21 protein-coding genes are annotated in these 19,385 nt (G+C 61.5%); 12 read left to right on the forward strand and 9 right to left on the reverse strand.

Annotation, left to right across the window (positions count from 1 at the left end; genetic code table 11):
• Positions 1–28 precede the first annotated feature (28 nt).
• The 3 genes from NKH06_RS13575 to NKH06_RS13585 all read left to right on the forward strand — a co-directional run bounded on the left by NKH06_RS13575 (position 29) and on the right by NKH06_RS13585 (position 2,858).
• The gene (locus NKH06_RS13575) at positions 29–1,678 is read left to right on the forward strand and encodes an ABC transporter substrate-binding protein (RefSeq protein ID WP_023813570.1); all 1,650 of its coding nucleotides are present in this window, start codon (positions 29–31) and stop codon (positions 1,676–1,678) included.
• A gap of 96 nt (positions 1,679–1,774) precedes the next feature.
• The gene (locus NKH06_RS13580; RefSeq protein WP_023813571.1) at positions 1,775–2,254 is read left to right on the forward strand and encodes a DUF3828 domain-containing protein; all 480 of its coding nucleotides are present in this window, start codon (positions 1,775–1,777) and stop codon (positions 2,252–2,254) included.
• A gap of 4 nt (positions 2,255–2,258) precedes the next feature.
• Positions 2,259–2,858, forward strand: coding sequence for a hypothetical protein (locus NKH06_RS13585; protein WP_023813572.1), 600 nt, complete (start codon positions 2,259–2,261; stop codon positions 2,856–2,858).
• A gap of 9 nt (positions 2,859–2,867) precedes the next feature.
• Here the strand turns inward: NKH06_RS13585 and queF are convergent, their stop codons facing one another.
• On the reverse strand, positions 2,868–3,329 hold the full coding sequence (gene queF / locus NKH06_RS13590; RefSeq protein WP_010915503.1) for a preQ(1) synthase: 462 nt from the start codon (positions 3,327–3,329) through the stop codon (positions 2,868–2,870).
• A gap of 101 nt (positions 3,330–3,430) precedes the next feature.
• On the opposite strand from queF, the gene NKH06_RS13595 reads away from it, so the two are divergent.
• Positions 3,431–5,476 (forward strand): NADH:flavin oxidoreductase, encoded by a 2,046-nt coding sequence (locus tag NKH06_RS13595; protein WP_023813573.1) that lies wholly within the window; start codon positions 3,431–3,433, stop codon positions 5,474–5,476.
• 140 nt (positions 5,477–5,616) lie between these two features.
• On the opposite strand, the gene NKH06_RS13600 is transcribed toward NKH06_RS13595, so the two are convergent.
• Positions 5,617–6,024: a hypothetical protein gene (locus tag NKH06_RS13600; protein WP_352893284.1), complete on the reverse strand. Its 408-nt coding sequence runs from the start codon at positions 6,022–6,024 to the stop codon at positions 5,617–5,619.
• A 146-nt stretch (positions 6,025–6,170) separates the two neighbouring features.
• Here NKH06_RS13600 and NKH06_RS13605 point away from each other — a divergent pair, with 146 nt between their 5' ends.
• The gene (locus tag NKH06_RS13605; protein ID WP_352893285.1) at positions 6,171–6,659 is read left to right on the forward strand and encodes a MarR family winged helix-turn-helix transcriptional regulator; all 489 of its coding nucleotides are present in this window, start codon (positions 6,171–6,173) and stop codon (positions 6,657–6,659) included.
• Between the two features lie 7 nt (positions 6,660–6,666).
• Here the strand turns inward: NKH06_RS13605 and NKH06_RS13610 are convergent, their stop codons facing one another.
• A complete protein-coding gene (locus NKH06_RS13610; protein WP_352893286.1) occupies positions 6,667–7,404 on the reverse strand; it encodes a polysaccharide deacetylase family protein in 738 nt (245 codons plus the stop codon).
• Positions 7,405–7,537: 133 nt separating this feature from the next.
• Positions 7,538–9,604: a putative bifunctional diguanylate cyclase/phosphodiesterase gene (locus NKH06_RS13615; RefSeq protein WP_023813579.1), complete on the reverse strand. Its 2,067-nt coding sequence runs from the start codon at positions 9,602–9,604 to the stop codon at positions 7,538–7,540.
• 330 nt (positions 9,605–9,934) lie between these two features.
• On the opposite strand from NKH06_RS13615, the gene NKH06_RS13620 reads away from it, so the two are divergent.
• The gene (locus tag NKH06_RS13620; RefSeq protein ID WP_352893287.1) at positions 9,935–11,122 is read left to right on the forward strand and encodes a glycine C-acetyltransferase; all 1,188 of its coding nucleotides are present in this window, start codon (positions 9,935–9,937) and stop codon (positions 11,120–11,122) included.
• 52 nt (positions 11,123–11,174) lie between these two features.
• The gene (tdh, locus tag NKH06_RS13625) at positions 11,175–12,209 is read left to right on the forward strand and encodes an L-threonine 3-dehydrogenase (protein WP_013533376.1); all 1,035 of its coding nucleotides are present in this window, start codon (positions 11,175–11,177) and stop codon (positions 12,207–12,209) included.
• 8 nt (positions 12,210–12,217) lie between these two features.
• Here the strand turns inward: tdh and NKH06_RS13630 are convergent, their stop codons facing one another.
• Together NKH06_RS13630 and NKH06_RS13635 are read right to left on the reverse strand one after the other, a co-directional pair.
• Positions 12,218–12,724, reverse strand: coding sequence for a DUF2380 domain-containing protein (locus tag NKH06_RS13630; protein ID WP_352893288.1), 507 nt, complete (start codon positions 12,722–12,724; stop codon positions 12,218–12,220).
• A gap of 75 nt (positions 12,725–12,799) precedes the next feature.
• Entirely contained in the window at positions 12,800–13,348 is a 549-nt protein-coding gene (locus NKH06_RS13635) for a MarR family winged helix-turn-helix transcriptional regulator (protein ID WP_023813582.1), read from the reverse strand.
• An 87-nt stretch (positions 13,349–13,435) separates the two neighbouring features.
• Here NKH06_RS13635 and hmgA point away from each other — a divergent pair, with 87 nt between their 5' ends.
• From hmgA to NKH06_RS13660, 5 genes are read left to right on the forward strand one after another with little or no spacing between them, the layout of a single operon-like run.
• Positions 13,436–14,749, forward strand: a complete 1,314-nt coding sequence (gene hmgA, locus NKH06_RS13640) for a homogentisate 1,2-dioxygenase (RefSeq protein WP_352721288.1) — start codon at positions 13,436–13,438, stop codon at positions 14,747–14,749.
• A gap of 11 nt (positions 14,750–14,760) precedes the next feature.
• Positions 14,761–15,648 carry an MBL fold metallo-hydrolase gene (locus tag NKH06_RS13645; RefSeq protein WP_352893310.1) on the forward strand — a complete coding sequence of 296 codons (888 nt, stop codon included), beginning with the start codon at positions 14,761–14,763 and terminating at the stop codon, positions 15,646–15,648.
• Positions 15,645–16,658, forward strand: a complete 1,014-nt coding sequence (locus tag NKH06_RS13650) for a fumarylacetoacetate hydrolase family protein (protein ID WP_352893289.1) — start codon at positions 15,645–15,647, stop codon at positions 16,656–16,658. Before NKH06_RS13645 ends, NKH06_RS13650 begins: the two co-directional genes overlap by 4 nt.
• 4 nt (positions 16,659–16,662) lie before the next feature.
• Entirely contained in the window at positions 16,663–16,950 is a 288-nt protein-coding gene (locus tag NKH06_RS13655; protein WP_128305083.1) for a hypothetical protein, read from the forward strand.
• Between the two features lie 4 nt (positions 16,951–16,954).
• Positions 16,955–17,491: a DinB family protein gene (locus NKH06_RS13660; protein ID WP_023813587.1), complete on the forward strand. Its 537-nt coding sequence runs from the start codon at positions 16,955–16,957 to the stop codon at positions 17,489–17,491.
• Positions 17,492–17,509: 18 nt separating this feature from the next.
• On the opposite strand, the gene NKH06_RS13665 is transcribed toward NKH06_RS13660, so the two are convergent.
• From NKH06_RS13665 to hppD, 3 genes are all read right to left on the reverse strand, one after another.
• Positions 17,510–17,887: a type II toxin-antitoxin system VapC family toxin gene (locus NKH06_RS13665; RefSeq protein ID WP_352893290.1), complete on the reverse strand. Its 378-nt coding sequence runs from the start codon at positions 17,885–17,887 to the stop codon at positions 17,510–17,512.
• The gene (locus tag NKH06_RS13670; protein WP_023813589.1) at positions 17,884–18,108 is read right to left on the reverse strand and encodes a type II toxin-antitoxin system Phd/YefM family antitoxin; all 225 of its coding nucleotides are present in this window, start codon (positions 18,106–18,108) and stop codon (positions 17,884–17,886) included. The genes NKH06_RS13665 and NKH06_RS13670 overlap by 4 nt, the downstream gene beginning before the upstream one ends.
• Positions 18,109–18,177: 69 nt before the next feature.
• Positions 18,178–19,290 carry a 4-hydroxyphenylpyruvate dioxygenase gene (gene hppD, locus NKH06_RS13675; protein ID WP_352893291.1) on the reverse strand — a complete coding sequence of 371 codons (1,113 nt, stop codon included), beginning with the start codon at positions 19,288–19,290 and terminating at the stop codon, positions 18,178–18,180.
• Positions 19,291–19,385 lie beyond the last annotated feature (95 nt).

Genomic DNA, 19,385 nt, shown 5'->3' on the forward strand with positions numbered 1-19,385 from the left:
GATCAAGGGAACCAGACGGGAGGAAAAAATGGCATTCTTCAGAAGCAGTGGCGATCGCGTGCCGAGCGCTATCGAGGCAATGGCGGTCGAAGCACGCGCGGGTCGTGTCGACCGGCGCGAGTTCCTGGCGCTGGCAAGCGCCTTCGGCGCATCGACGGCGCTTGCCTATGGCATGATCGGTCTTGCCGTGCCGGATCGGGCCTTGGCCGAAGAGCCGAAGAAAGGCGGAACGCTGCGCGTCTCGATGTCGGTGAAGGGACAGAAGGATCCGCGCACTTACGACTGGGTGGAACTGGCGAACATTTCGCGTTGCTGGCTGGAGCCGCTTGTCCGCTATACCAGGCAGTTCACCTTCGAGCCGGTTCTGCTCGAAAGCTGGGATATCAATGACGACGCCACCGAATATGTGCTGCATGTGCGCAAGGGCATCACATGGAACAACGGCGATGCCTTCAACGCCGATGACGTCGCTCACAATCTGACGCGCTGGTGCGAGAAGAATGTCGCCGGCAATTCCATGGCCGCCCGTGTCGGCGCGCTGATCGACACAAAGACCGGCAAGGCCAGGGATGGTGCGATCACCAAGGTCGACGACAACACGGTCAAGCTGAAGCTAAGCGAACCAGACATTTCACTGATCCCGAATTTCACCGACTATCCGGCGCTCGTCGTCCATCGCAGCTTCGATGCCGATGGTGCCGATCCGATCAAGAAGCCGATCGGCACGGGACCGTTCGAACTGGTCTCCTACGATGTCGGCCAGAAGGCGGTCGTCAAGCGTCGTGAGAATGGCAAATGGTGGGGTGGTGAAGCGCCGCTCGACAGCGTCGAGTTCATCGACTACGGCACCGATTTCAACGCCACCGTTAACGCGTTCGAATCGGGTGAGATCGACCTCAATTTCGAGTCGCCCGCCGACTTCATCGACATTCTCGACAAGATGGATCTGGTGAAATCGGAGGTGGCGACGGCGACGACGCTGGTTGCGCGCACCAACATTACCCACAAGCCCTATGACGACAAGCGGGTGCGCAACGCCCTGCAAATGGCCGTCGACAACAATGCGGTCCTCCAACTTGGTTACGCCGGGCGAGGCACCCCTGGTGAAAACCACCACGTTGCCCCGATCCATCCGGAATACTATCCGCTGCCCAAGAAGACACGCGACGCCGCCGGCGCCAAGAAGCTGATGGCGGAAGCCGGACAGGCTGACTTCGAGCATGAGCTGATCACCATCGAGGACGATTGGCAGAAGAATACCGGCGACGCCATTGCCGGCCAGCTGCGCGATGCCGGGATCAAGGTGAAGCGCACGGTGCTGCCGGGTTCGACCTTCTGGAACGACTGGACGAAATATCCCTATTCGATGACGATCTGGTACATGCGCCCGCTTGGCGTCCAGGTGCTGGCGCTCGGCTATCGCACCGGCGAGGCCTGGAATGAATCGGCATATTCCAACCCCGATTTCGACGCCAAGCTCAAGCAGGCGCTATCGCTCATCGACGTGGAGAAACGACGCGAGGTCATGAAGGATGTCGAGCAGATCCTGCAGGATTCGGGCGTCATTATTCAGCCGTTCTGGCAGAAGCTCTACAGCCACCAGAACAAGAAGGTGAAGAACTATGGTGTCCACCAGACATTCGAGATGGACCTTCAGAACGTCTGGCTGGACGGCTGAAACAAGGCGCTGCAGGACTTCATGAGCCGCAAAAAAGCCGATATGCAGGATACGTGGTATTGATAGGCTCAAGCCATCAAAAGCCGGAGATTCTGCATGAGACTGACAGTGCTCGTTGCCGCCCTTTCGATAGCCCTGCCGGCCGCCGCCGTCGCCGGACCGGCGTCCGATGCGGTGAAGTTCTTCTATGTCCCGGCGGTCAAGTTCGAGGCCGACGAACAATATCGGGACCGGTTCACCGAACCGGTGACGAAACTGTTCGAGTTGAACGACCAGGCAACGAAGAAGAACCCGGACCAGGTCGCCTGCATCGATTTCGATCCTGGTCTCGACGCCCAGGATTTCGATCAGAAAACCGTCTCGAAAACGCTGAAACTGTCTGAGAAGCTGGATGGCGATAACGCACAGGTCACGGTATCCTTCAGCCTGTTCTCCGAGGGCGATGATTCCAAACGTGAAATGCTCTGGTCGCTCAAGAAGATCGACGGCAAGTGGAAGATATCGGACATCGCTTCCAAGACCAGCGACTGGACGCTCAGTGCGCTGGAATGCATGGCCGGCCAGACGCCGGAGTGAAGCGATGGCCCATCGCCGGTTGCTGGCCCTGTCGGGTGTGTGTCTGCTGGCGGCTCTGAGCGGCGCCGCCGCGCAAGGCCTGTTGGGTGCGCCGCCGGCTGACGCCGCGCCGGGCGACAGCGGGGCTCCGCCCGCAAATGCACCCGGAACCGGAGTGGAACCGGCAACGCCGCCTGTTGGATGGTCGCCAGCCGAAGCCGCGCCGGCCGCACCGATCCAGCCGGGCTCGCCGACCGCTGTGGTGCGGCCGTTTTACGATCAGGTCGGGCTGGAGATCGATCCAGCCGAGCGAAGCCATTTCATCGACCCGGCCAAAACCGTGCTCGACAAGAGCGACGCCTTGCGCAAATCCGGGCAGGGCGAGTGCCTCGACCCCAACATGGCGCTCGATAATGCCGATTACGACAAGGCCGAGATCGACAAGAGCCTGAAGACGCTCGAGGCGATCAACGGCGACCAGGCCAAGGTCATCGTCGCCTTCGTCATATCGGGCAACCCGCACCGGCTGGAATGGAAATTCAAGAGGGTCGACGGCGACTGGAAGATATCGGACCTGCTGTCGGTGACCGGCGAATGGGCACTCAGCCAATATCAGTGCGAATGATGGGCGAGCTCAACCCCGCCCGCGATAGGGCGCCACCCCGGTGTCGGGCAGCCAGGCGCCTTCGGGCGGAGCGCCCGTTTGCCAGAACACATCGATCGGAATGCCGCCGCGTGGATACCAATAGCCGCCTATGCGCAACCACAGCGGCTTGGTTGCCGCCACGATGCGGCGGCCGATCATGACGGTGCAGTCTTCATGGAAGGCGCCATGGTTGCGAAACGAGGTCATGAACAGCTTGAGCGACTTCGATTCCACCAGAGCCGCATCGGGTGCGTAGTCGATGACGATATGGGCGAAGTCCGGCTGGCCGGTGACGGGGCACAGCGAGGTGAATTCCGGACAGGTGAAGCGCACGATCGCCGGCGGTCCGTCACCACGCGAAAACGGTACGGTCTCCAGGACCGCTGCTTCGGGGCTTTGTGGCGTCTCGACGTGCGCGCCGAGCTGGGTGAGAGTTTTGGTGTCGATCATGGGCGCAATCCTTGTCGCATGCGCCCGGAGTGCGTGCGGGACGACATGCTTGAAAACGAATTTTGCCGCTCATTAGCACAATTTGAAACCGCAGGAAGACGATGACCAGCAACGATCCGCTTCTCCAGCCCTACCAGCTCAAACATTTGACGCTGAAGAACCGGGTCATGTCGACCAGCCATGAGCCGGCCTATTCCGAGGACGGCATGCCGAAACAGCGCTACCGGCTCTACCATGCAGAGAAGGCCAAGGGCGGCATGGCGCTGACCATGACCGCCGGCTCGGCGATCGTCTCGCGCGACAGCCCGGCCGCCTTCGGCAATCTGCATGTCTATGACGACAGGATCGTGCCGTGGCTGGCCGAGCTCGCCGACGCCTGCCACGAGCACGACTGCAAGGTGATGATCCAGATCACCCATCTCGGCCGCCGTACCGGCTGGAACAAGGCCGACTGGCTGCCGGTGCTCTCGGCCTCGCCGGTGCGTGAGCCGGCGCATCGCGCATTCCCGAAGACGATCGAGGACTGGGACATCGAGCGCATCGTCGCCGACTATGCTTCAGCCGCCCAGCGCTGCGAGGCCGCCGGCCTCGACGGCATCGAGTTCGAATCCTACGGCCATCTGATGGACGGCTTCTGGTCGCCGGCCACCAATCATCGCGACGACGAATTCGGCGGCTCGCTGGACAATCGCCTGCGCTTCACCAACATGGTGCTCGATGCCGTGCGGGCAGCTGTCGGCGACAAATTCGTCGTCGGCATCCGCATGGTCGCCGACGAAGATTTCGAAAAAGGCCTGTCGAAGGCGGAGGGGATCGAAATCGCCAGGCGGCTGGCGGGCTCCGGCAAGGTCGATTTCCTCAACATCATTCGTGGCTCGATCGAGAGCGATGCGGCGCTGACCAAGGTCATCCCGGTAACCGGCATGCGCTCTTCGCCGCATCTTGATTTCGCCGGAGAGGTGAGGGCGGCGACGAAATTCCCGACCTTCCACGCGGCGCGCATATCCGACGTGGCCACCGCACGCCACGCCATCGCCACCGGCAAGCTCGACATGGTCGGCATGACCCGCGCCCATATCGCCGATCCGCACATCATCAAAAAGGTGATGGAGGGGCGCGAGCATGAGATCCGCCCGTGCGTGGGCGCCACCTATTGTCTCGACCGCATCTATGAGGGCGGCGAAGCGCTTTGCGTCCACAATGCCGCGACCGGCCGCGAGGCCGAAATCCCGCATATCATCGTCAAGACCGAAGGACCGAAGCAGAAAATCGTGGTCGTCGGAGCCGGCGCCGGCGGGCTGGAGGTTGCGCGGGTCGCGGCCGAGCGCGGCCACAAGGTGATGGTGCTTGAAGCATCGAGCCAGGCCGGCGGCCAGGTGCGATTGGCGACGCAGAACCCGCGCCGCAAGGAACTGATCGGTATCATCGACTGGCGGCTGGCTGAACTCGACCGGCTCGGCGTCGAGATCCGCTACGACACTTGGGCGGAAAAAGACGATGTCCTGGCGCTGTCGCCCGATGTGGTGGTGGTCGCTACCGGCGGCCTGCCGCAGAACCCGCCGCTGACGGCCGGCGACAACCTTGTCACCTCGAGTTGGGACATCATGGCCAGCAGCGTCAAGCCGGCCGAAAATGTGCTGCTCTATGACGACAATGGCGGCCATCAGGGCATGGGCGCCGCCGAACTGATCGCCAATGCCGGCTCGAAACTCGAGCTTGTATCGCCGGAGCGTTTCTTTGCCCCGGAAATGGGCGGCATGAACCATGTGCCCTATATCAGGGCCTTTCAGGAAAAGGGCGTCACCATCACCATCAACACGCGGCTGCGTTCGGTGCGGCGCGAGGGCAATCAACTGATCGCAGAGCTGGCTTCGGATTTCGCCGATGGCTGGCGCGGCGAGCGCAGGGTCGACCAGGTGGTGGTCGAGCACGGTACGCTGCCGCTCGATGATCTCTACCTATCGCTAAAGCCTCTGTCGAAGAATGGCGGTGCGGTCGACTACGAACGGCTGGTGAGTGGTGGCGACATCTTTCCCAAGCGCAATCCAGAAGGCGGCTTCGTGCTGTTCCGCATCGGCGACGCGGTCGCCTCGCGCAACATCCATGCCGCCATCTATGATGGCATCAGGTTCGGCTTGCGGATCTGACGCGTCATCGGGAAGTTGGTGGCACGCGGCCGGACCTGCATTCGAGAGCCCGTGTACGACGGTCTGGCCGCGCGCCCGCACGTCATTGGCTCGTCGCCAGACAACGTACGATCCTGTGAAGTGTGCTGCGTGGGGGGCGCTCAAAACATTCTGGCGGTGGCCATGCACAGCACGGTCAGCACCAGCAGCCCGCCGGCGATGCGCTCGCCCTTTGTCATCTTCGCGCGCAACTGGCTTTCCGTTGCCGCATCAGCACCGGCAAGCTGCCTGCTGGCTGAGCCCACAAGCGCACCCTGCACGCCGGCGGCGATCAGGGCCGTCACGATACCCAGCGCCAGCACCTTCTCCATCGAGCCGAAAACGCCCTCATGAAAGAAATACCAGAGCAATATCCCGGTCAGGAAAACCAGGCCGGCAGCGCCCATTTGCGGCCGGAAGAACCGTTCCGCCCGGATGTCCGGGTCACGGCCGACCGCGATGGTCGTGCCTGCCCAGAAAACACCGGCCATGACATGAAGGCCCATAACGACGATGTAGAAATATTGCATGGCTCGATCTCCTCTCGTATCCGCCACCCTCATATAGTTAGATATCTAACGGTTAGGTGTCAATGTATAAATCGGAGCCAGTTCCATCAACCGTTCCCTTGTTCTAGTGTCTTGCAATGACGTCCTTCGAACGCCCGCCAGTTGGCATGAATCTCGGTCGAACCGCCAAGCTGGTTGCCCAGGCCTTCGACGCTGCCCTGGTCGAGGCCGGCGGTACTTTGCCGGTCTGGCTAACTCTGCTGTCGGTCAAGTCGAGCAAGCTTGCCAACCAGCGCGAGCTTGCCGGCATGATCGGTATCCAGGGGGCGACGCTGACCCACCATCTCAACGCAATGGAGGCGCAGGGGTTGCTGACGCGCCGCCGCGACCCCGTCAACCGTCGGGTTCATCTGGTCGAATTGACCGAGGCCGGAGAAGCGATGTTCGAGACATTGCGCAAGGCGGCACTTTCCTTCGACAAGCGGCTGCGGGTGGGATTGTCCGACGAGCGGCTGGCGGAGTTCGCGCAGGTGCTGGCGGCGTTGCGGGCCAATGTCGAGGTGCCGAGCTTCGGGCAATTGTTGGCGGCTTTTCCAGGTGACAGGGACGATATCCCGCCTCGTTCCCGCAAACCGACTGGCAAACTCAAATCATAACGGCCGCTCAGTCGTAATCCTTGATTGCCCCAAAGGTGTAGTGGCGCAGCTTCAGCGCGGCGATCAAATTGGTCAGCTTCGTCTTGCCGTCGAACGCGTTCTGGAACATCTCGTCATGCATCAGCAGGATCAGCTTGCCGGGTTTGACGAAGCGGCCATAGCCGAACAGGTGATCGATCTCGCTGACCAGATGATCGACGCTCTGCACCGGCTCGCCGTTGTCCTTGTGCACCCATTCATGGTCCCAGCCGTAGAGATAGAAGCCTGAGGCCGCGACAAACTCGTAATCGGGCTCTTCACGCCCCTCCTGGGCGAGGCCAAGCGAAGTGTCGTTCTTCGACATGGAGGGCAGCCTGAACACGTCGCGCCCCGGCAGTCTTGCATGCACCAGGGGCTTCAACCCGAGCACCGCGTTTGCCCGGACCATGTCGGCGACGACACCTTCGGTGTCGCCGTAAAAATGCCGGTAGTGATTGTAGGCATGGCTGTAGCTGTGGTTGCCGAGCGTCACCAGAGGAAGCTGCCTGGCACGCTGGACGAGCGCTCTGTTGGCGGCGCTAGCCTGTGCGTGCATGCCGACCATGAATAGGGTTGCAGGAACCTGCTCGGCTTCCAGCACATCGAGGATGTTGCTTGTGCCGTTCAGCGGCCCATCGTCGAAGGTAAGATAGATTATGCGATCGGCCCCTTGGGCGGGAACCGCAAAAATCAAAAGCGCCGCCAGCACAAACCGAAACGGTGTCATCGGCCCCGATATCCGGTTGCGATCACGACAAGGCCGCCATGTCCACAACGGCTTGTCAAGGCGAGCCGGTGCATGTCGCCCAAAAGTGCGCAGCGGTTTTGGGATAACGACATGCACAAACAAAAAGGCAAACCTATGCCAGGCTTCCTTGCAGCACCGTCAGCTTGGCCTTCTTGGGCATGCGGGCGGTCAGCCATTCCAGCGCCTTGTCGTGCGGCATCGGGAAGGCGATGGAGTAGCCCTGCACCTGGTCGCAGCCGATCGCCATCAGCGAATTGAGCTCGGCCTCGGTTTCGGCGCCCTCTGCGACGATCGAGATGCCAAGGCCACGCGCCAGCTCGGTGATGGCGCGGACGATCTTCGAGTTGTCGCCATTCTCATGGATGTTCTGGACGAAGCGGCGATCGATCTTCAGCCGGTCGATCTCGTTCGGGTTGACATGGCTGAGCGAAGCATAGCCGGTGCCGAAATCATCGAGTTCAAGATGGACGCCGGCTGCCCGGATGTGCCGCAGCTTGGCCGCGATGCCCGTCTTTTCGTCGTCGAGGATGACGGACTCGACGATTTCCAGCGACAGTTTCTGCGGCGGCAGCCCCGCCTTTTCCAGCGTCTCGAACAAGAACGCATCGAAATCGTGCTCGCGCAGCTCGGTGCCGGAAACATTGACGGCAAGCCGTCCGAAGGCAATGCCGGCGCGATTCCATTCGGCGGCCTCGTTGATCGCCTTGGTGATGACGATGCGGCCGATCTCGGGCATGAAGCCGCATTTCTCGGCGACCGGAATGAACTCGCCGGGCGGGATCATGCCGCGCTCCGCATGGTTCCAGCGCACCAGCGCCTCGATGCCGCTGATCGTGCCGTTGGTCAGCGAAACCTGCGGCTGGAAATAGACCTGGAACGCCCGCTCCGCGATGGCGACCTTGATGTCGTGCTCGAGCTGCTTGCGATAGTCGAGTTCGCGGCGCAGCTCCTCGGAGAAGAAGGAGAAGTTGCCGCCGCCAAGCTTCTTGGCGGAGTAAAGCGCCAGATCGGCGTGGACCAGCAAATCCCCAGCATTGTCGGCGTCGATCGGATAGACCGCGATGCCGGCGCTGGCGCCTGGGAGAATGGTCGTGCCCTGGAAGACGATCGGCTCGTTGATGTGTGCCAGGATGCGCCGCGCCAGCATATTGATGTCTTCGGTGCCGCCGGCGCCGCCGAGGATCATGACGAACTCGTCGCCGCCCAGGCGCACGCACAGATCCGACGCCCGGCAGGAATCGCGCATGCGCTGTGCCGTGACGACCAGCACATAGTCGCCGGCGGCGTGGCCGAGCGTATCGTTGATCTGCTTGAATCGGTCGAGATCGAGCTGGACGACGGCAAGGCGTTCGCGACGCCGGTGCGTGCCCTTGATAAGCGTGTCGAAATGATCGGTCAGGAACGTGCGGTTGTGCAGGCCGGTGAGGCCGTCATGCACCGCGATGAAGGCCATGGAATTGCGCGCGTCGATCAATTCATGCGTCTTGCGCAGGATGGCGTTCGACATCGGCCTGAAGATGAACAGCGCCACCAGTATGATGACGCCGATTGTGGCGTAGAACAGCGTGCGGTGGAGAGCGAGCAGCTTCTCGGAGCGGTCGTCGGCGTCGGCAGTGATGCGCTGGCCAAGCGCGGCATAGCCCGACAAGGTCGCGTTGGCGACAGACGCGTCGAGATTGACGCGTTCGCCGCCGCCCTTGTAACCGCCATTGCCGCTGAATTGCGATTCATAGGCCGAGATCAGGCGGTCGCCATTGGCGATAAGCCCGACCGAGAAATAGTCGAGGTGGAAGGGCTTGGCGAAAAGCACGCTTTCGATCGACTTCGGGTCAAGCTTGGCCGGCGATTGCGGATCGGCTCCCGTCTGATCGAGCAGCAGATCATAGTTCGTCTCGAACTCCGCCGTTGCCTGCTTGAGCGCGCTGACCAGCGCCGGTTGCTTGTCGCGTGAACCGGCACCCGTTGCGCTGGCAAGGAAGACGATGCGCTGCGACAGCGTCTTTTGCGTGCTGACGATGTCGAGCAAGGTGTGGTTGTGCTGCTGGGTGGCCATCATCTGCTGCAGCAGGATGAAGGAGGCTATCACCATGGCCGCAATGATCAGCAGGGCCAGCCAATAGCCAGCCTTGATCAGCAGTATGAGCTTGCCTGAAACGGTTTGCACCGGCTGCTGCGACATTTTCGGGGGCGGCCCTCTCGCCTACGGATTGTTGCCAAAAGATTCTTGTATGAGCACCATTGAACTGCAAACGTTAACAGGACCGGAAATCGACGGCTGCCCGGCAAGGGGCAGCTGTCGAAAGATCGCGAAATGGTTATCGGCTCGTTTAGCGCCATACCGGCATTTGAGCGGTCGTCGGCCAGAACCCTTTGTCGTGGTGTCGTTCCTGGGCCGCATGATGATCGACACCGGGACCGCATCGTGCTGCTTGCCACCGGTCGGTCGTTTTTGCGATGGATTTTTCGCGCGGACGAGACGACAGTCAGCCCACATCAAACGAGGCCGACCATGACCGCAGCATTCCTCTCCCACATCGACAGCGAGCTCGCGGAGCTCAAATCGGCAGGCCTCTACAAGTCGGAGCGGGTGATCACTTCGACGCAGTCGGCCGAGATCGAGGTCGGCGGCGACAAGGTGCTGAATTTCTGTGCCAACAACTATCTCGGCCTCGCCGACAGCGCCGATTTGCGTGCGGCGGCCAGCCAGGCGCTCGACCGCTATGGCTACGGCATGGCATCGGTGCGCTTTATCTGCGGTACGCAGGAAGAGCACAAGCAGCTCGAATCCACGATTTCCTCTTTCCTCGGCATGGAAGACACCATCCTCTACGGCTCCTGTTTCGATGCCAATGGCGGCCTGTTCGAGCCGCTGCTGGGCGAGGAAGACGCCATTATCTCGGATGCCTTGAATCATGCCTCGATCATCGATGGCGTGAGGCTGTCGAAGGCCAAACGTTTCCGCTACGCCAACAACGATATGGCCGATCTCGAGGCGCGACTGAAAGAAGCCCGGGACTGCCGCTTCCGGTTGATCGCCACCGACGGCGTGTTTTCGATGGATGGCATCATCGCCAATCTCAGGGGTGTCTGCGACCTCGCCGAGAAATACGACGCCATGGTGATGGTCGACGACAGCCATGCCGTCGGCTTCGTCGGCCAGAACGGCCGCGGCTCGGCCGAGCATTGCGGCGTCGAGGGCAGGGTCGATATCATCACCGGGACGCTCGGCAAGGCACTCGGCGGCGCGTCCGGCGGTTACACCTCGGGCAAGAGGCAGGTGGTCGACTGGCTGCGCCAGCGCTCACGGCCCTATCTCTTCTCCAACACGCTGATGCCGGCGATCGCCGGCGCTTCGATCAAAGTGTTCGAGTTGATCAAAGACGGCGATGGGCTGCGCGACAAACTCTACGACAATGCGGCGCGCTTCCGGTCGCAGATGGGCAAACTCGGCTTCACGCTGGCCGGAGCCGATCATCCGATCATTCCGGTGATGCTGGGTGATGCCAGCCTGGCGCAGGAGATGGCGGCGCGCATGCTGAAGCGCGGCATCTACGTCATCGGCTTTTCCTTCCCGGTGGTGCCGAAAGGGCAAGCCCGCATCCGCACGCAGATGTCGGCGGCCCATTCCAGCGCGGATATCGATCGGGCAGTGGAAGCGTTTGCCGCCGTCGGGCGCGAACTCGGGGTCATTTCCTGAAAGGCCGGAATCGAAAAGCGATTCCGGATCAAGAGATTCAAGGGACAAAAGCATGTCGAACATGATGAAGGCGCTGGTGAAGGCCAAGGCCGAACCGGGCATCTGGATGGAAGAGGTGCCGGTACCGGAGATCGGTCCCAACGACGTGCTGATCAAGATCAAGAAGACGGCGATCTGCGGCACCGACGTGCATATCTACAATTGGGACCAGTGGGCGCAAAAGACGGTGCCGGTGCCGATGGTGACCGGCCATGAATTCGTCGGCACCGTTGCCGATTTCGGCGCCGCGGTCACCGAATACAAGGTTGGCCAGCGCGTGTCGGGCGAAGGCCACATCGTCTGCGGTCATTGCCGCAACTGTCGCGCGGGCAGGGGGCATCTGTGCCGCAACACGCTCGGCGTCGGCGTCAACCGTCCCGGCGCTTTCGGCGAGTATCTGGCAATCCCGCAGCACAATGTCGTGCCGATCCCCGACGATGTGCCGGACGAGATCGCCGCCATCTTCGATCCCCTGGGCAACGCCGTCCACACGGCACTGTCCTTCGATCTGGTCGGCGAGGATGTGCTTGTCACCGGCGCCGGGCCGATCGGCATCATGGGCGCGCTCGTCGCGCAATGCGTCGGCGCGCGCAAAGTGGTCATCACCGACATCAACCCGGTGCGGCTGGCGCTGGCCAAGAAACTCGGCGTCCAGCATGTCGTCGACGCCTCGAAGGAAAAGCTGCGCGACGTCATGCCGGTGCTCGGCATGACCGAGGGGTTCGACGTCGGCCTCGAAATGTCGGGCGCTGCCCCCGCTTTCCGCGATATGATCGACACCATGAACAATGGCGGCAAGATCGCCATTCTGGGCATCGCGCCGACCGGCTTCGAGATCGACTGGAACAAGGTCATCTTCAAGATGCTGCATCTCAAGGGCATCTATGGCCGCGAGATGTTCGAAACCTGGTACAAGATGATCGCGCTTGTGCAGGGCCCGTTGGATGTCTCCGGCCTCATCACGCACCGCATCGGCATCGACGACTTTCAAGCCGGCTTCGATGCGATGCGCAGCGGCAGTTCCGGCAAGGTGGTGATGGACTGGTAGATGCCGCCCTACCGCAGGATTCTGTTTTTCATCAGCCATTTCACGGAGCGGGGCCACGCGTAGTTCGCACCCATGCGAAGATCGGTAAACCCCTCCGAAACATGTCTCCCGGTTTCGGCGTCAAGGATGCGAATGAACATAGTATGTTCTGTTCGGTTGACGCGCGTTACGACGCCAAGCAAGGCAAGCGACGCGCCGTGCTCCTTGGCAATCGGGCCTTCACAACCAGCGCAGTTGCGCAATCCGTGCGGCGCAGCAGCCTGTGTATCCCTCGCCGGCACATCAATTACTGTAAAACGCCCAGACTGGGAGAGCATGTCCCTCGCAACTTGTGCCGATTCCGACAGATAGCGCCTGTCATATTCATCCGGGGGAATTATTCCCGCCCCGGCGCTCTTATCCTCCAATTCGAAAGGGAACACTTCGATCGACATCGGCTTTGTCTGCTGGGCCTGCGCAAATGTGCAGGTGCCTACAAGCAGCGTCACCAGGACACTTAATGTGCGAATGCTCATCGTAGTCCTCCCGTCGGTGTGATGGGCATTATACGCGGCCTGACAACGCAAATCACGATCAAATCGAAGGCAATGCTATGCTTTGGCTGTGGTGGGAGCTCCCACGCAGTCTCGCTCGAACTCCGTCGTCCAGAGTGATTGGCTTGATCTTGGACTAGCTAGGGACCAGGCATTGGTCTCCAATGCAGCCAGTCCGCTGGTGATCGCCGCGCGCTCTTCAGCACTTAATCTTGCCAGCAAATCCCGTTCGAACGCCTTCGCCAGCGGCACCATCTCGCGATAGGCGGCAAGCCCCGTTCCGGTCAGCGTCAGATGTTCGATACGGCGGTCTTTTTCGTCCGGTTTTCGCGTCAGCCAGCGACGCCGTTCGAGTTCGGCGACAGCGCGCGAAACCTTTGTCTTGTGCATGGCCGACTGTTCGCCCAACGCCGTCGCCGTCATCGTGCCACGCTGTCCGAGCCCGGCCAGCGTGCGCCATTCGGGACGCGTGAGGCCGTGACGATCCTTGTATATCCTCGAGAATTCCCGGCTGACGGCCTCGGCAAGCCGGTGGAGCCGGTAGGGCAGGAAATTTTCCAGATTGAGAATTTCAGGCGCGTCGGACGCTTCGCTCTTGATCACCATTTTTCAAAGCCGCCATTGATGGTTACATTTTCAATGGTTACAAATGAAACCAGTTTGGTCAATGGATATCCATTTCGGGAGGAAGCAATGGCCTTTTCCTATATGCCGGGCTTCGGCAACGACTTCGAAACCGAGACGCTGCCCGGTTCGCTGCCGCAAGGACGGAATTCGCCGCAGCGGCCGGCCTACGGTCTTTACGCCGAGCAGCTTTCGGGCTCGCCCTTCACCGCGCCGCGCGGCACCAATGAGCGCTCCTGGCTGTATCGCATCCGACCGAGCGTCAAGCACACTGGGCGTTTCAAGGCGGCCAGCTATCCCTTGTGGAAGACCGCTCCCAATGTCGGCGATCATGAACTGGCGCTTGGCCAGTATCGCTGGAATCCGGTGCCGATGCCGAAGGAGCCGACCGATTTTATCAAGGGCATGCGCAGCATCACCACCGCTGGCGACGTGCTCGGGCAAACAGGCATGGCAGCGCATGTCTACGTCGCCAACCGTTCGATGGTCGACGATCATTTCTTCAACGCCGACGGCGAGTTGCTGGTCGTGCCGCAGGTCGGCGCATTGCGCTTCGTCACCGAGATGGGCGTCATCGAGCTGCGGCCCGGCGAGATCGCGGTGCTGCCACGCGGTCTGGTCTTCAAGGTCGAGCTGGTCGACAAGGAAGTCCGCGGCTACGTCTGCGAGAACTACGGCGCCAAGTTGACGCTGCCCGACCGCGGCCCGATCGGCGCCAACTGCCTTGCCAACCCACGCGATTTCAAGACGCCTTGTGCCTGGTTCGAGGAGAAGGAAACGCCGTGTCGGCTGACGGTGAAATGGTGCGGCAATTTCCATGTCACCGAGATCGGCCATTCGCCGCTGGACGTCGTTGCCTGGCACGGCAACTACGCGCCCTACAAATATGATCTGGCGACCTTTTCGCCGGTCGGAGCGCTGCTGTTCGACCATCCCGACCCGTCCATCTTCACGGTGCTGACCGCACCGAGCGGCGAGGAGGGCACGGCCAATATCGACTTCGTCATCTTCCCGCCGCGCTGGCTGGTGGCCGAAGATACCTTCCGGCCGCCCTGGTACCACCGCAACATCATGAGCGAGTTCATGGGCCTGATCCATGGCCAGTACGACGCCAAGGAAGAAGGCTTTGTGCCCGGCGGCATCAGCCTGCACAATCTGATGCTGGCCCATGGGCCGGATGCGCCTGGCTTCGAAAAGGCCTCGCGCGCGGACCTGAAACCGGTCAAGCTCGACAACACCATGGCGTTCATGTTCGAGACCCGATTTCCGCAGATGCTGACCCGCTACGGCGCCGAACTCGAAACCCGGCAGGACAATTACATCGACTGCTGGGCGGATCTGAAGAAGCGTTTCAACGGCACGCCCGAGGGCGACTGGTCTTGAGCACCGAGCCAATGCCTGATCGGTTGGTGCTTTTGGGCTCGAAGGGTGGCCCGGCATTGCGGCCGGGTGGTCCATGGCCGAGCTCGTCGCTGCTGCAGATGGGCGGCCGCTGCATCGTCGTCGATTGCGGCCTTGGCGTCACGCGGGGTCTCGTCGATGTCGGCATCAGCCTGAAATCGCTCGACCTGATCTTCATCACGCATCTGCATTCCGATCACGTGCTGGAACTGGGGCCGCTGATCCACACCGCCTGGACGGCGGGTCTGGCGGCGCCGGTCCACGTGTTCGGTCCGCCCGGCACGGATCATTATTGGCAGCGCTTTTGCCAGGCGATGGACTTCGACATCGAAATCCGCGTCGTCGACGAGGGCCGGCCGGATATTCGAGACCTGGTTTCGATCGTCGAATTCGGCGAAGGCCAGGTGCTCGAGCAGGGCGGCTTGACGGTTTCGGCGCTGCGCGTCGAGCATCCGCCGGTGACCGACTGTTTTGCCCTGCGCTTCGAACGCGGCGGGAAAAGCGTGGTGTTCTCTGCTGACACGGCCTTCTTTCCGCCGCTCACCGAATTCGCCCGGAGTGCGGATATCCTCGTCCATGAAGCCATGCTGGAGGAAGGCATCGAGCGGCTGGTGGCTAGGACCGGCAATGGCGCGCGGCTGAAAGGCCACCTGCTCGCCAGCCACAGCTTTGCCGAAGAGGCCGGCAGCATCGCCAGCGATGCCGGCGTCAAGAGACTGGTGCTCAATCATCTCATTCCAGCCGACGATCCCGGGATCGGGGAGGCCGATTGGACTGCCGCTGTCAGGAAAACATGGGCCGGCGACTTGACGATCGCCCGCGACGGCCTTGTTGTGGAGTTAAGCAGCGAGAAAGCTGCACAAGGAGAGGAAACTGCATGAAGCTTGCCACATTGAAGGACGGGACGCGCGACGGAAAACTCGTCGTCGTCTCGCGCGACCTGACACGCTTCACCGACGCCTCGTTCCTGGTGCGCACGCTGCAGGCGGCGCTCGACGACTGGCGCCGCATCGCCCCGCATCTCGCGACAATAGCCGAATCGCTTGAGAACAATGCGATGCCGGCCGAGCGCTTCCACGAGCATGACGCCCACTCGCCGCTGCCGCGCGCCTATCAATGGGCCGACGGCTCGGCTTACGTGAACCATGTCGAGCTGGTGCGCAAAGCGCGCGGCGCCGAGATGCCGGCGAGCTTCTGGATCGACCCGCTGATCTACCAGGGCGGCTCGGACGCCTTCATTCCGCCACGTGACCCGATCCGCATGGCTGACGAAGGCTTCGGCATCGACATGGAAGGCGAAGTCGCCGTCATTGTCGACGACGTGCCGATGGGCGCCAACCTCGAAGAAGCGCGCGCTGCGATCCGGCTGGTGATGCTGGTCAACGACGTCACGCTGCGCGCACTCACCGGACCGGAACTGGCCAAAGGTTTCGGTTTTTTCCAGTCAAAGCCGTCCTCGGCGTTTTCGCCGGTCGCGGTCACGCCGAACGAACTGGGTGACGCCTGGGACGGCGGCAAGGTCAGCCTGCCGTTGCTCGCCGACCTCAACGGTAAGCCGTTCGGCCGGGCCAATGCCGGTGTCGACATGACCTTCGATTTTCCGGCGCTGATCGTTCACGCTGCCAAGACCAGGCCGCTTGCCGCCGGCACGATCATCGGTTCCGGCACCGTTTCCAACAAGCTCGACGGCGGGCCGGGCAAACCTGTCTCGGCCGGCGGCGCCGGCTATTCCTGCATCGCCGAACTGCGCATGATCGAGACCATCGTGTCAGGCGAAGCCCAAACGCCGTTCCTGCGCTTCGGCGACACGGTACGCATCGAGATGAGGGACAAGGCCGGGCATTCGATTTTCGGCGCCATCGAGCAGAAGGTCGAGAAATACGAGAGGTAAGGGAATGACGGGGGTCTATCTGCTGGCCGGTGTCTGGGCACTCGCCATACTGGCGGTCTTCATCCAGGCGATCCGGCTGAGTTACCGCATCGAGGCGCGCTCGCCTGACCTGACCAACCGCAGCGGCTTTCCGCGCAAGGCGATGATGTTGCACACCATCACGAACATGAAAGTCGCCCGGGATGAGGAGACGCAAGCCATGCGTCGGCGCATGAACCGGCTGCTGCTGATCGTTCTTGCGGGATTTGCAGCTATGTGGGCGGGCTTGTATCTGGTGCGGGCAGGGGGCTGATCTCGTGAACCTGCTTGACCATCTGCGCCGTATGGCCGGCAACAATCTGTGGTCGAACGACCGGCTCTACCGCGCGGTGCTGTCCCTCCAGCCCGGTGAGTTCGAGGCCGAACGCACCAGCTTCTTTCCGTCGATCAAGGCAACGCTCAACCACATCCTTGCGGTCGATCTTCTCTATCTCGATTTTCTCGAAGAGGGTGGTCTCGGTGCTGCCGCCCATGACGACTTCGTGCCCCTCGACGAGCCGGCGGCGTTGTTTGCCGCGCAGGTCGCAGCCGACCGGCGGCTGATCGCCTTTTGCGATAGGCTGTCGGCCGACGATCTCGATCGCCGCGTCATCACCGACCGGCGCGAGGACGGCATGATCCCCGAGCGCATCGGCGATATCCTCGCCCATGTCTTTCTGCACGACATCCATCACCGCGGCCAGGTGCACGCCATGCTGTCCGGCACGTCGGTCAAGCCGCCGCAACTGGACGAGTTCTTGCTCGATTATGATTTGAAGCTGAGACAAGTGGAGGTTGAGCGGCTGGGTTTGTGAGACCAATTGCTTGGCCGATCATGCCACAGCGACACCGTAACGGGCGAAATGCGGGTCGGATGTCAAGATGGTCAGGTTCTCCATTTGCGCCTGCGCGATCAGCAGTCTGTCGAATGGATCACCATGATGGTGGGGTAGGCTGCTGACGGCGTTCGCATGCTGCAAAGTGACGGCAAGTGGCTGAAATTGCATTCTGGGAAGCAGCGTTGGCAGATCGTCCGGCGCGTTGAGTTTTCCGATTGAGCGTTTGATGGCAATTTCCCAGACGCTTGCCGCGCTCGCGAACACCACCGCTTCCGAAGCCAAGATAGCGCGGTGGTGCTGGCTGAGACGTGGATCGTCTGAAATCGACCACAGGATGATATGCGTGTCGGCGAGAAACGGGCCGACCGTCATTTCACGTACTCGTCCCATTCGGGACCGAGTTCATCAAAATCGTCCGCAATCCAAATCTTGCCCTTCAAGGCGCCAATACGCGGCAGTGGTTCGGCCGCTGCCGGCGGTACGATGCGCGCGGCCACCTTGCCGTGGCGTGTCAGAACGATCTCCTCGCCGGCTTCCGCGCGGCTGACGAGCTCCGACAATTTGGCCTTGGCCTCGGCGATGGAAACATTCATAGCGCGATCCTTATGACCATAATTTAGGTCATAATTGGTGGCGCCGCAAGAAGCCCGGTTCGAATCTACCTACTCCGCAGCCTGAACCTTGATCACCCCGCGCTTGATCTGGTCCTGCTCGATCGATTCGAACAGCGCGCGGAAGTTGCCCTCGCCAAAACCTTCGTCGCCCTTGCGCTGGATGAACTCGAAAAAGATCGGGCCGATCACGGTCTTCGAAAAGATCTGCAGCAGGATCTTGGTCGTGCCGCCGTCGACGACGCCTTCGCCGTCGATCAGGATACCGTGCTTCTTCATCCGCTCGATCGGTTCGTCATGGCCATTCACGCGGTCATACGACATGTCGTAGTAGGTCTCCGGAGGGCCGGGCATGAACTTCAGGCCGTTCTCGGCCAACCTGTCGGTGGCGGCGTAGATCTCGTCGGTGCCGACAGCGATGTGCTGAATGCCCTCGCCATTGTACTTCTTCAGGTATTCGGCGATCTGGCTAGTCTCGTCCTTGGACTCGTTCAGCGGAATGCGAATCTTGCCGCAGGGCGAGGTGATGGCGCGGCTGACCAGGCCGGTGATCTTGCCGTCGATGTCGAAGAAATGGATCTGCTTGAAGCCGAACAGACTGCGGTAGAAATCCCACCATTTGTCCATATGGCCGCGATAGACATTGTGGGTCAGGTGATCGAGATAGTAGAAGCCGACGCCTTCCGGCCTCGGGTCGCGCTCGCCCAGCCACTCGAACTCGGCATCATAGGCCGAACCCTTCTTGCCATAGGTCTCGATGAAATAGAGCAGCGAGCCGCCAATGCCGACGATTGCCGGCACGTCGAGCGCCTTGTCGGCGCCTTCGTAAGGCGTGGCGCCCTTGGCAACGGCGTGATCGAAAGCGTGCTTGGCATCGACCACCCGCCAGGCCATAGAGGCAGCACAGGGGCCGTGCTTGTCGACGAATTTCATTGCATGCGAGCCGGGTTCGGCATTGACGACATAGTTGATGTCGCCCTGGCGCCAGATGGTGATGTCTTTCGTGCGGTGCTTGGCCACCGCAACATAGCCCATACGGGTGAACAGCTCAGCGAGCTTCTGCGGCTCCGGATGCGCGAATTCGACAAACTCGAAGCCGTCGGTGCCGGCCGGGTTGTCCTTGCTGATCTTGGCGGGCGGGGCGTCGTGCGGGAAGGGACCCATGATATTCCTCCGAAAGCTGGCCTAGCCTGCGATCATAACGCGGAGGAGGCGCACGGTGCTTGCATTCAAACGCTTGAAATGATGATGTCATGCGT

Source organism: Mesorhizobium sp. M1342 (assembly GCF_040317955.1).
GTDB lineage: Bacteria > Pseudomonadota > Alphaproteobacteria > Rhizobiales > Rhizobiaceae > Mesorhizobium.

Excerpts from the sequence above, each read along its gene's own strand:
- queF (WP_010915503.1), bottom strand. The coding sequence starts at position 3,329 with ATGATCGACACCAAAACTCTCACCCAGCTCGGCGCGCACGTCGAGACG.
- NKH06_RS13595 (WP_023813573.1), top strand. The coding sequence starts at position 3,431 with ATGACCAGCAACGATCCGCTTCTCCAGCCCTACCAGCTCAAACATTTG.
- hppD (WP_352893291.1), bottom strand. The coding sequence starts at position 19,290 with ATGGGTCCCTTCCCGCACGACGCCCCGCCCGCCAAGATCAGCAAGGAC.
- NKH06_RS13585 (WP_023813572.1), top strand. The coding sequence starts at position 2,259 with ATGGCCCATCGCCGGTTGCTGGCCCTGTCGGGTGTGTGTCTGCTGGCG.
- NKH06_RS13630 (WP_352893288.1), bottom strand. The coding sequence starts at position 12,724 with ATGAGCATTCGCACATTAAGTGTCCTGGTGACGCTGCTTGTAGGCACC.
- NKH06_RS13665 (WP_352893290.1), bottom strand. The coding sequence starts at position 17,887 with ATGACGGTCGGCCCGTTTCTCGCCGACACGCATATCATCCTGTGGTCG.
- tdh (WP_013533376.1), top strand. The coding sequence starts at position 11,175 with ATGTCGAACATGATGAAGGCGCTGGTGAAGGCCAAGGCCGAACCGGGC.
- NKH06_RS13610 (WP_352893286.1), bottom strand. The coding sequence starts at position 7,404 with ATGACACCGTTTCGGTTTGTGCTGGCGGCGCTTTTGATTTTTGCGGTT.
- NKH06_RS13620 (WP_352893287.1), top strand. The coding sequence starts at position 9,935 with ATGACCGCAGCATTCCTCTCCCACATCGACAGCGAGCTCGCGGAGCTC.
- NKH06_RS13645 (WP_352893310.1), top strand. The coding sequence starts at position 14,761 with ATGCCTGATCGGTTGGTGCTTTTGGGCTCGAAGGGTGGCCCGGCATTG.
- NKH06_RS13600 (WP_352893284.1), bottom strand. The coding sequence starts at position 6,024 with ATGCAATATTTCTACATCGTCGTTATGGGCCTTCATGTCATGGCCGGT.
- NKH06_RS13605 (WP_352893285.1), top strand. The coding sequence starts at position 6,171 with ATGAATCTCGGTCGAACCGCCAAGCTGGTTGCCCAGGCCTTCGACGCT.
- NKH06_RS13575 (WP_023813570.1), top strand. The coding sequence starts at position 29 with ATGGCATTCTTCAGAAGCAGTGGCGATCGCGTGCCGAGCGCTATCGAG.
- NKH06_RS13615 (WP_023813579.1), bottom strand. The coding sequence starts at position 9,604 with ATGTCGCAGCAGCCGGTGCAAACCGTTTCAGGCAAGCTCATACTGCTG.
- NKH06_RS13655 (WP_128305083.1), top strand. The coding sequence starts at position 16,663 with ATGACGGGGGTCTATCTGCTGGCCGGTGTCTGGGCACTCGCCATACTG.
- NKH06_RS13580 (WP_023813571.1), top strand. The coding sequence starts at position 1,775 with ATGAGACTGACAGTGCTCGTTGCCGCCCTTTCGATAGCCCTGCCGGCC.
- NKH06_RS13650 (WP_352893289.1), top strand. The coding sequence starts at position 15,645 with ATGAAGCTTGCCACATTGAAGGACGGGACGCGCGACGGAAAACTCGTC.
- NKH06_RS13635 (WP_023813582.1), bottom strand. The coding sequence starts at position 13,348 with ATGGTGATCAAGAGCGAAGCGTCCGACGCGCCTGAAATTCTCAATCTG.
- hmgA (WP_352721288.1), top strand. The coding sequence starts at position 13,436 with ATGGCCTTTTCCTATATGCCGGGCTTCGGCAACGACTTCGAAACCGAG.
- NKH06_RS13670 (WP_023813589.1), bottom strand. The coding sequence starts at position 18,108 with ATGAATGTTTCCATCGCCGAGGCCAAGGCCAAATTGTCGGAGCTCGTC.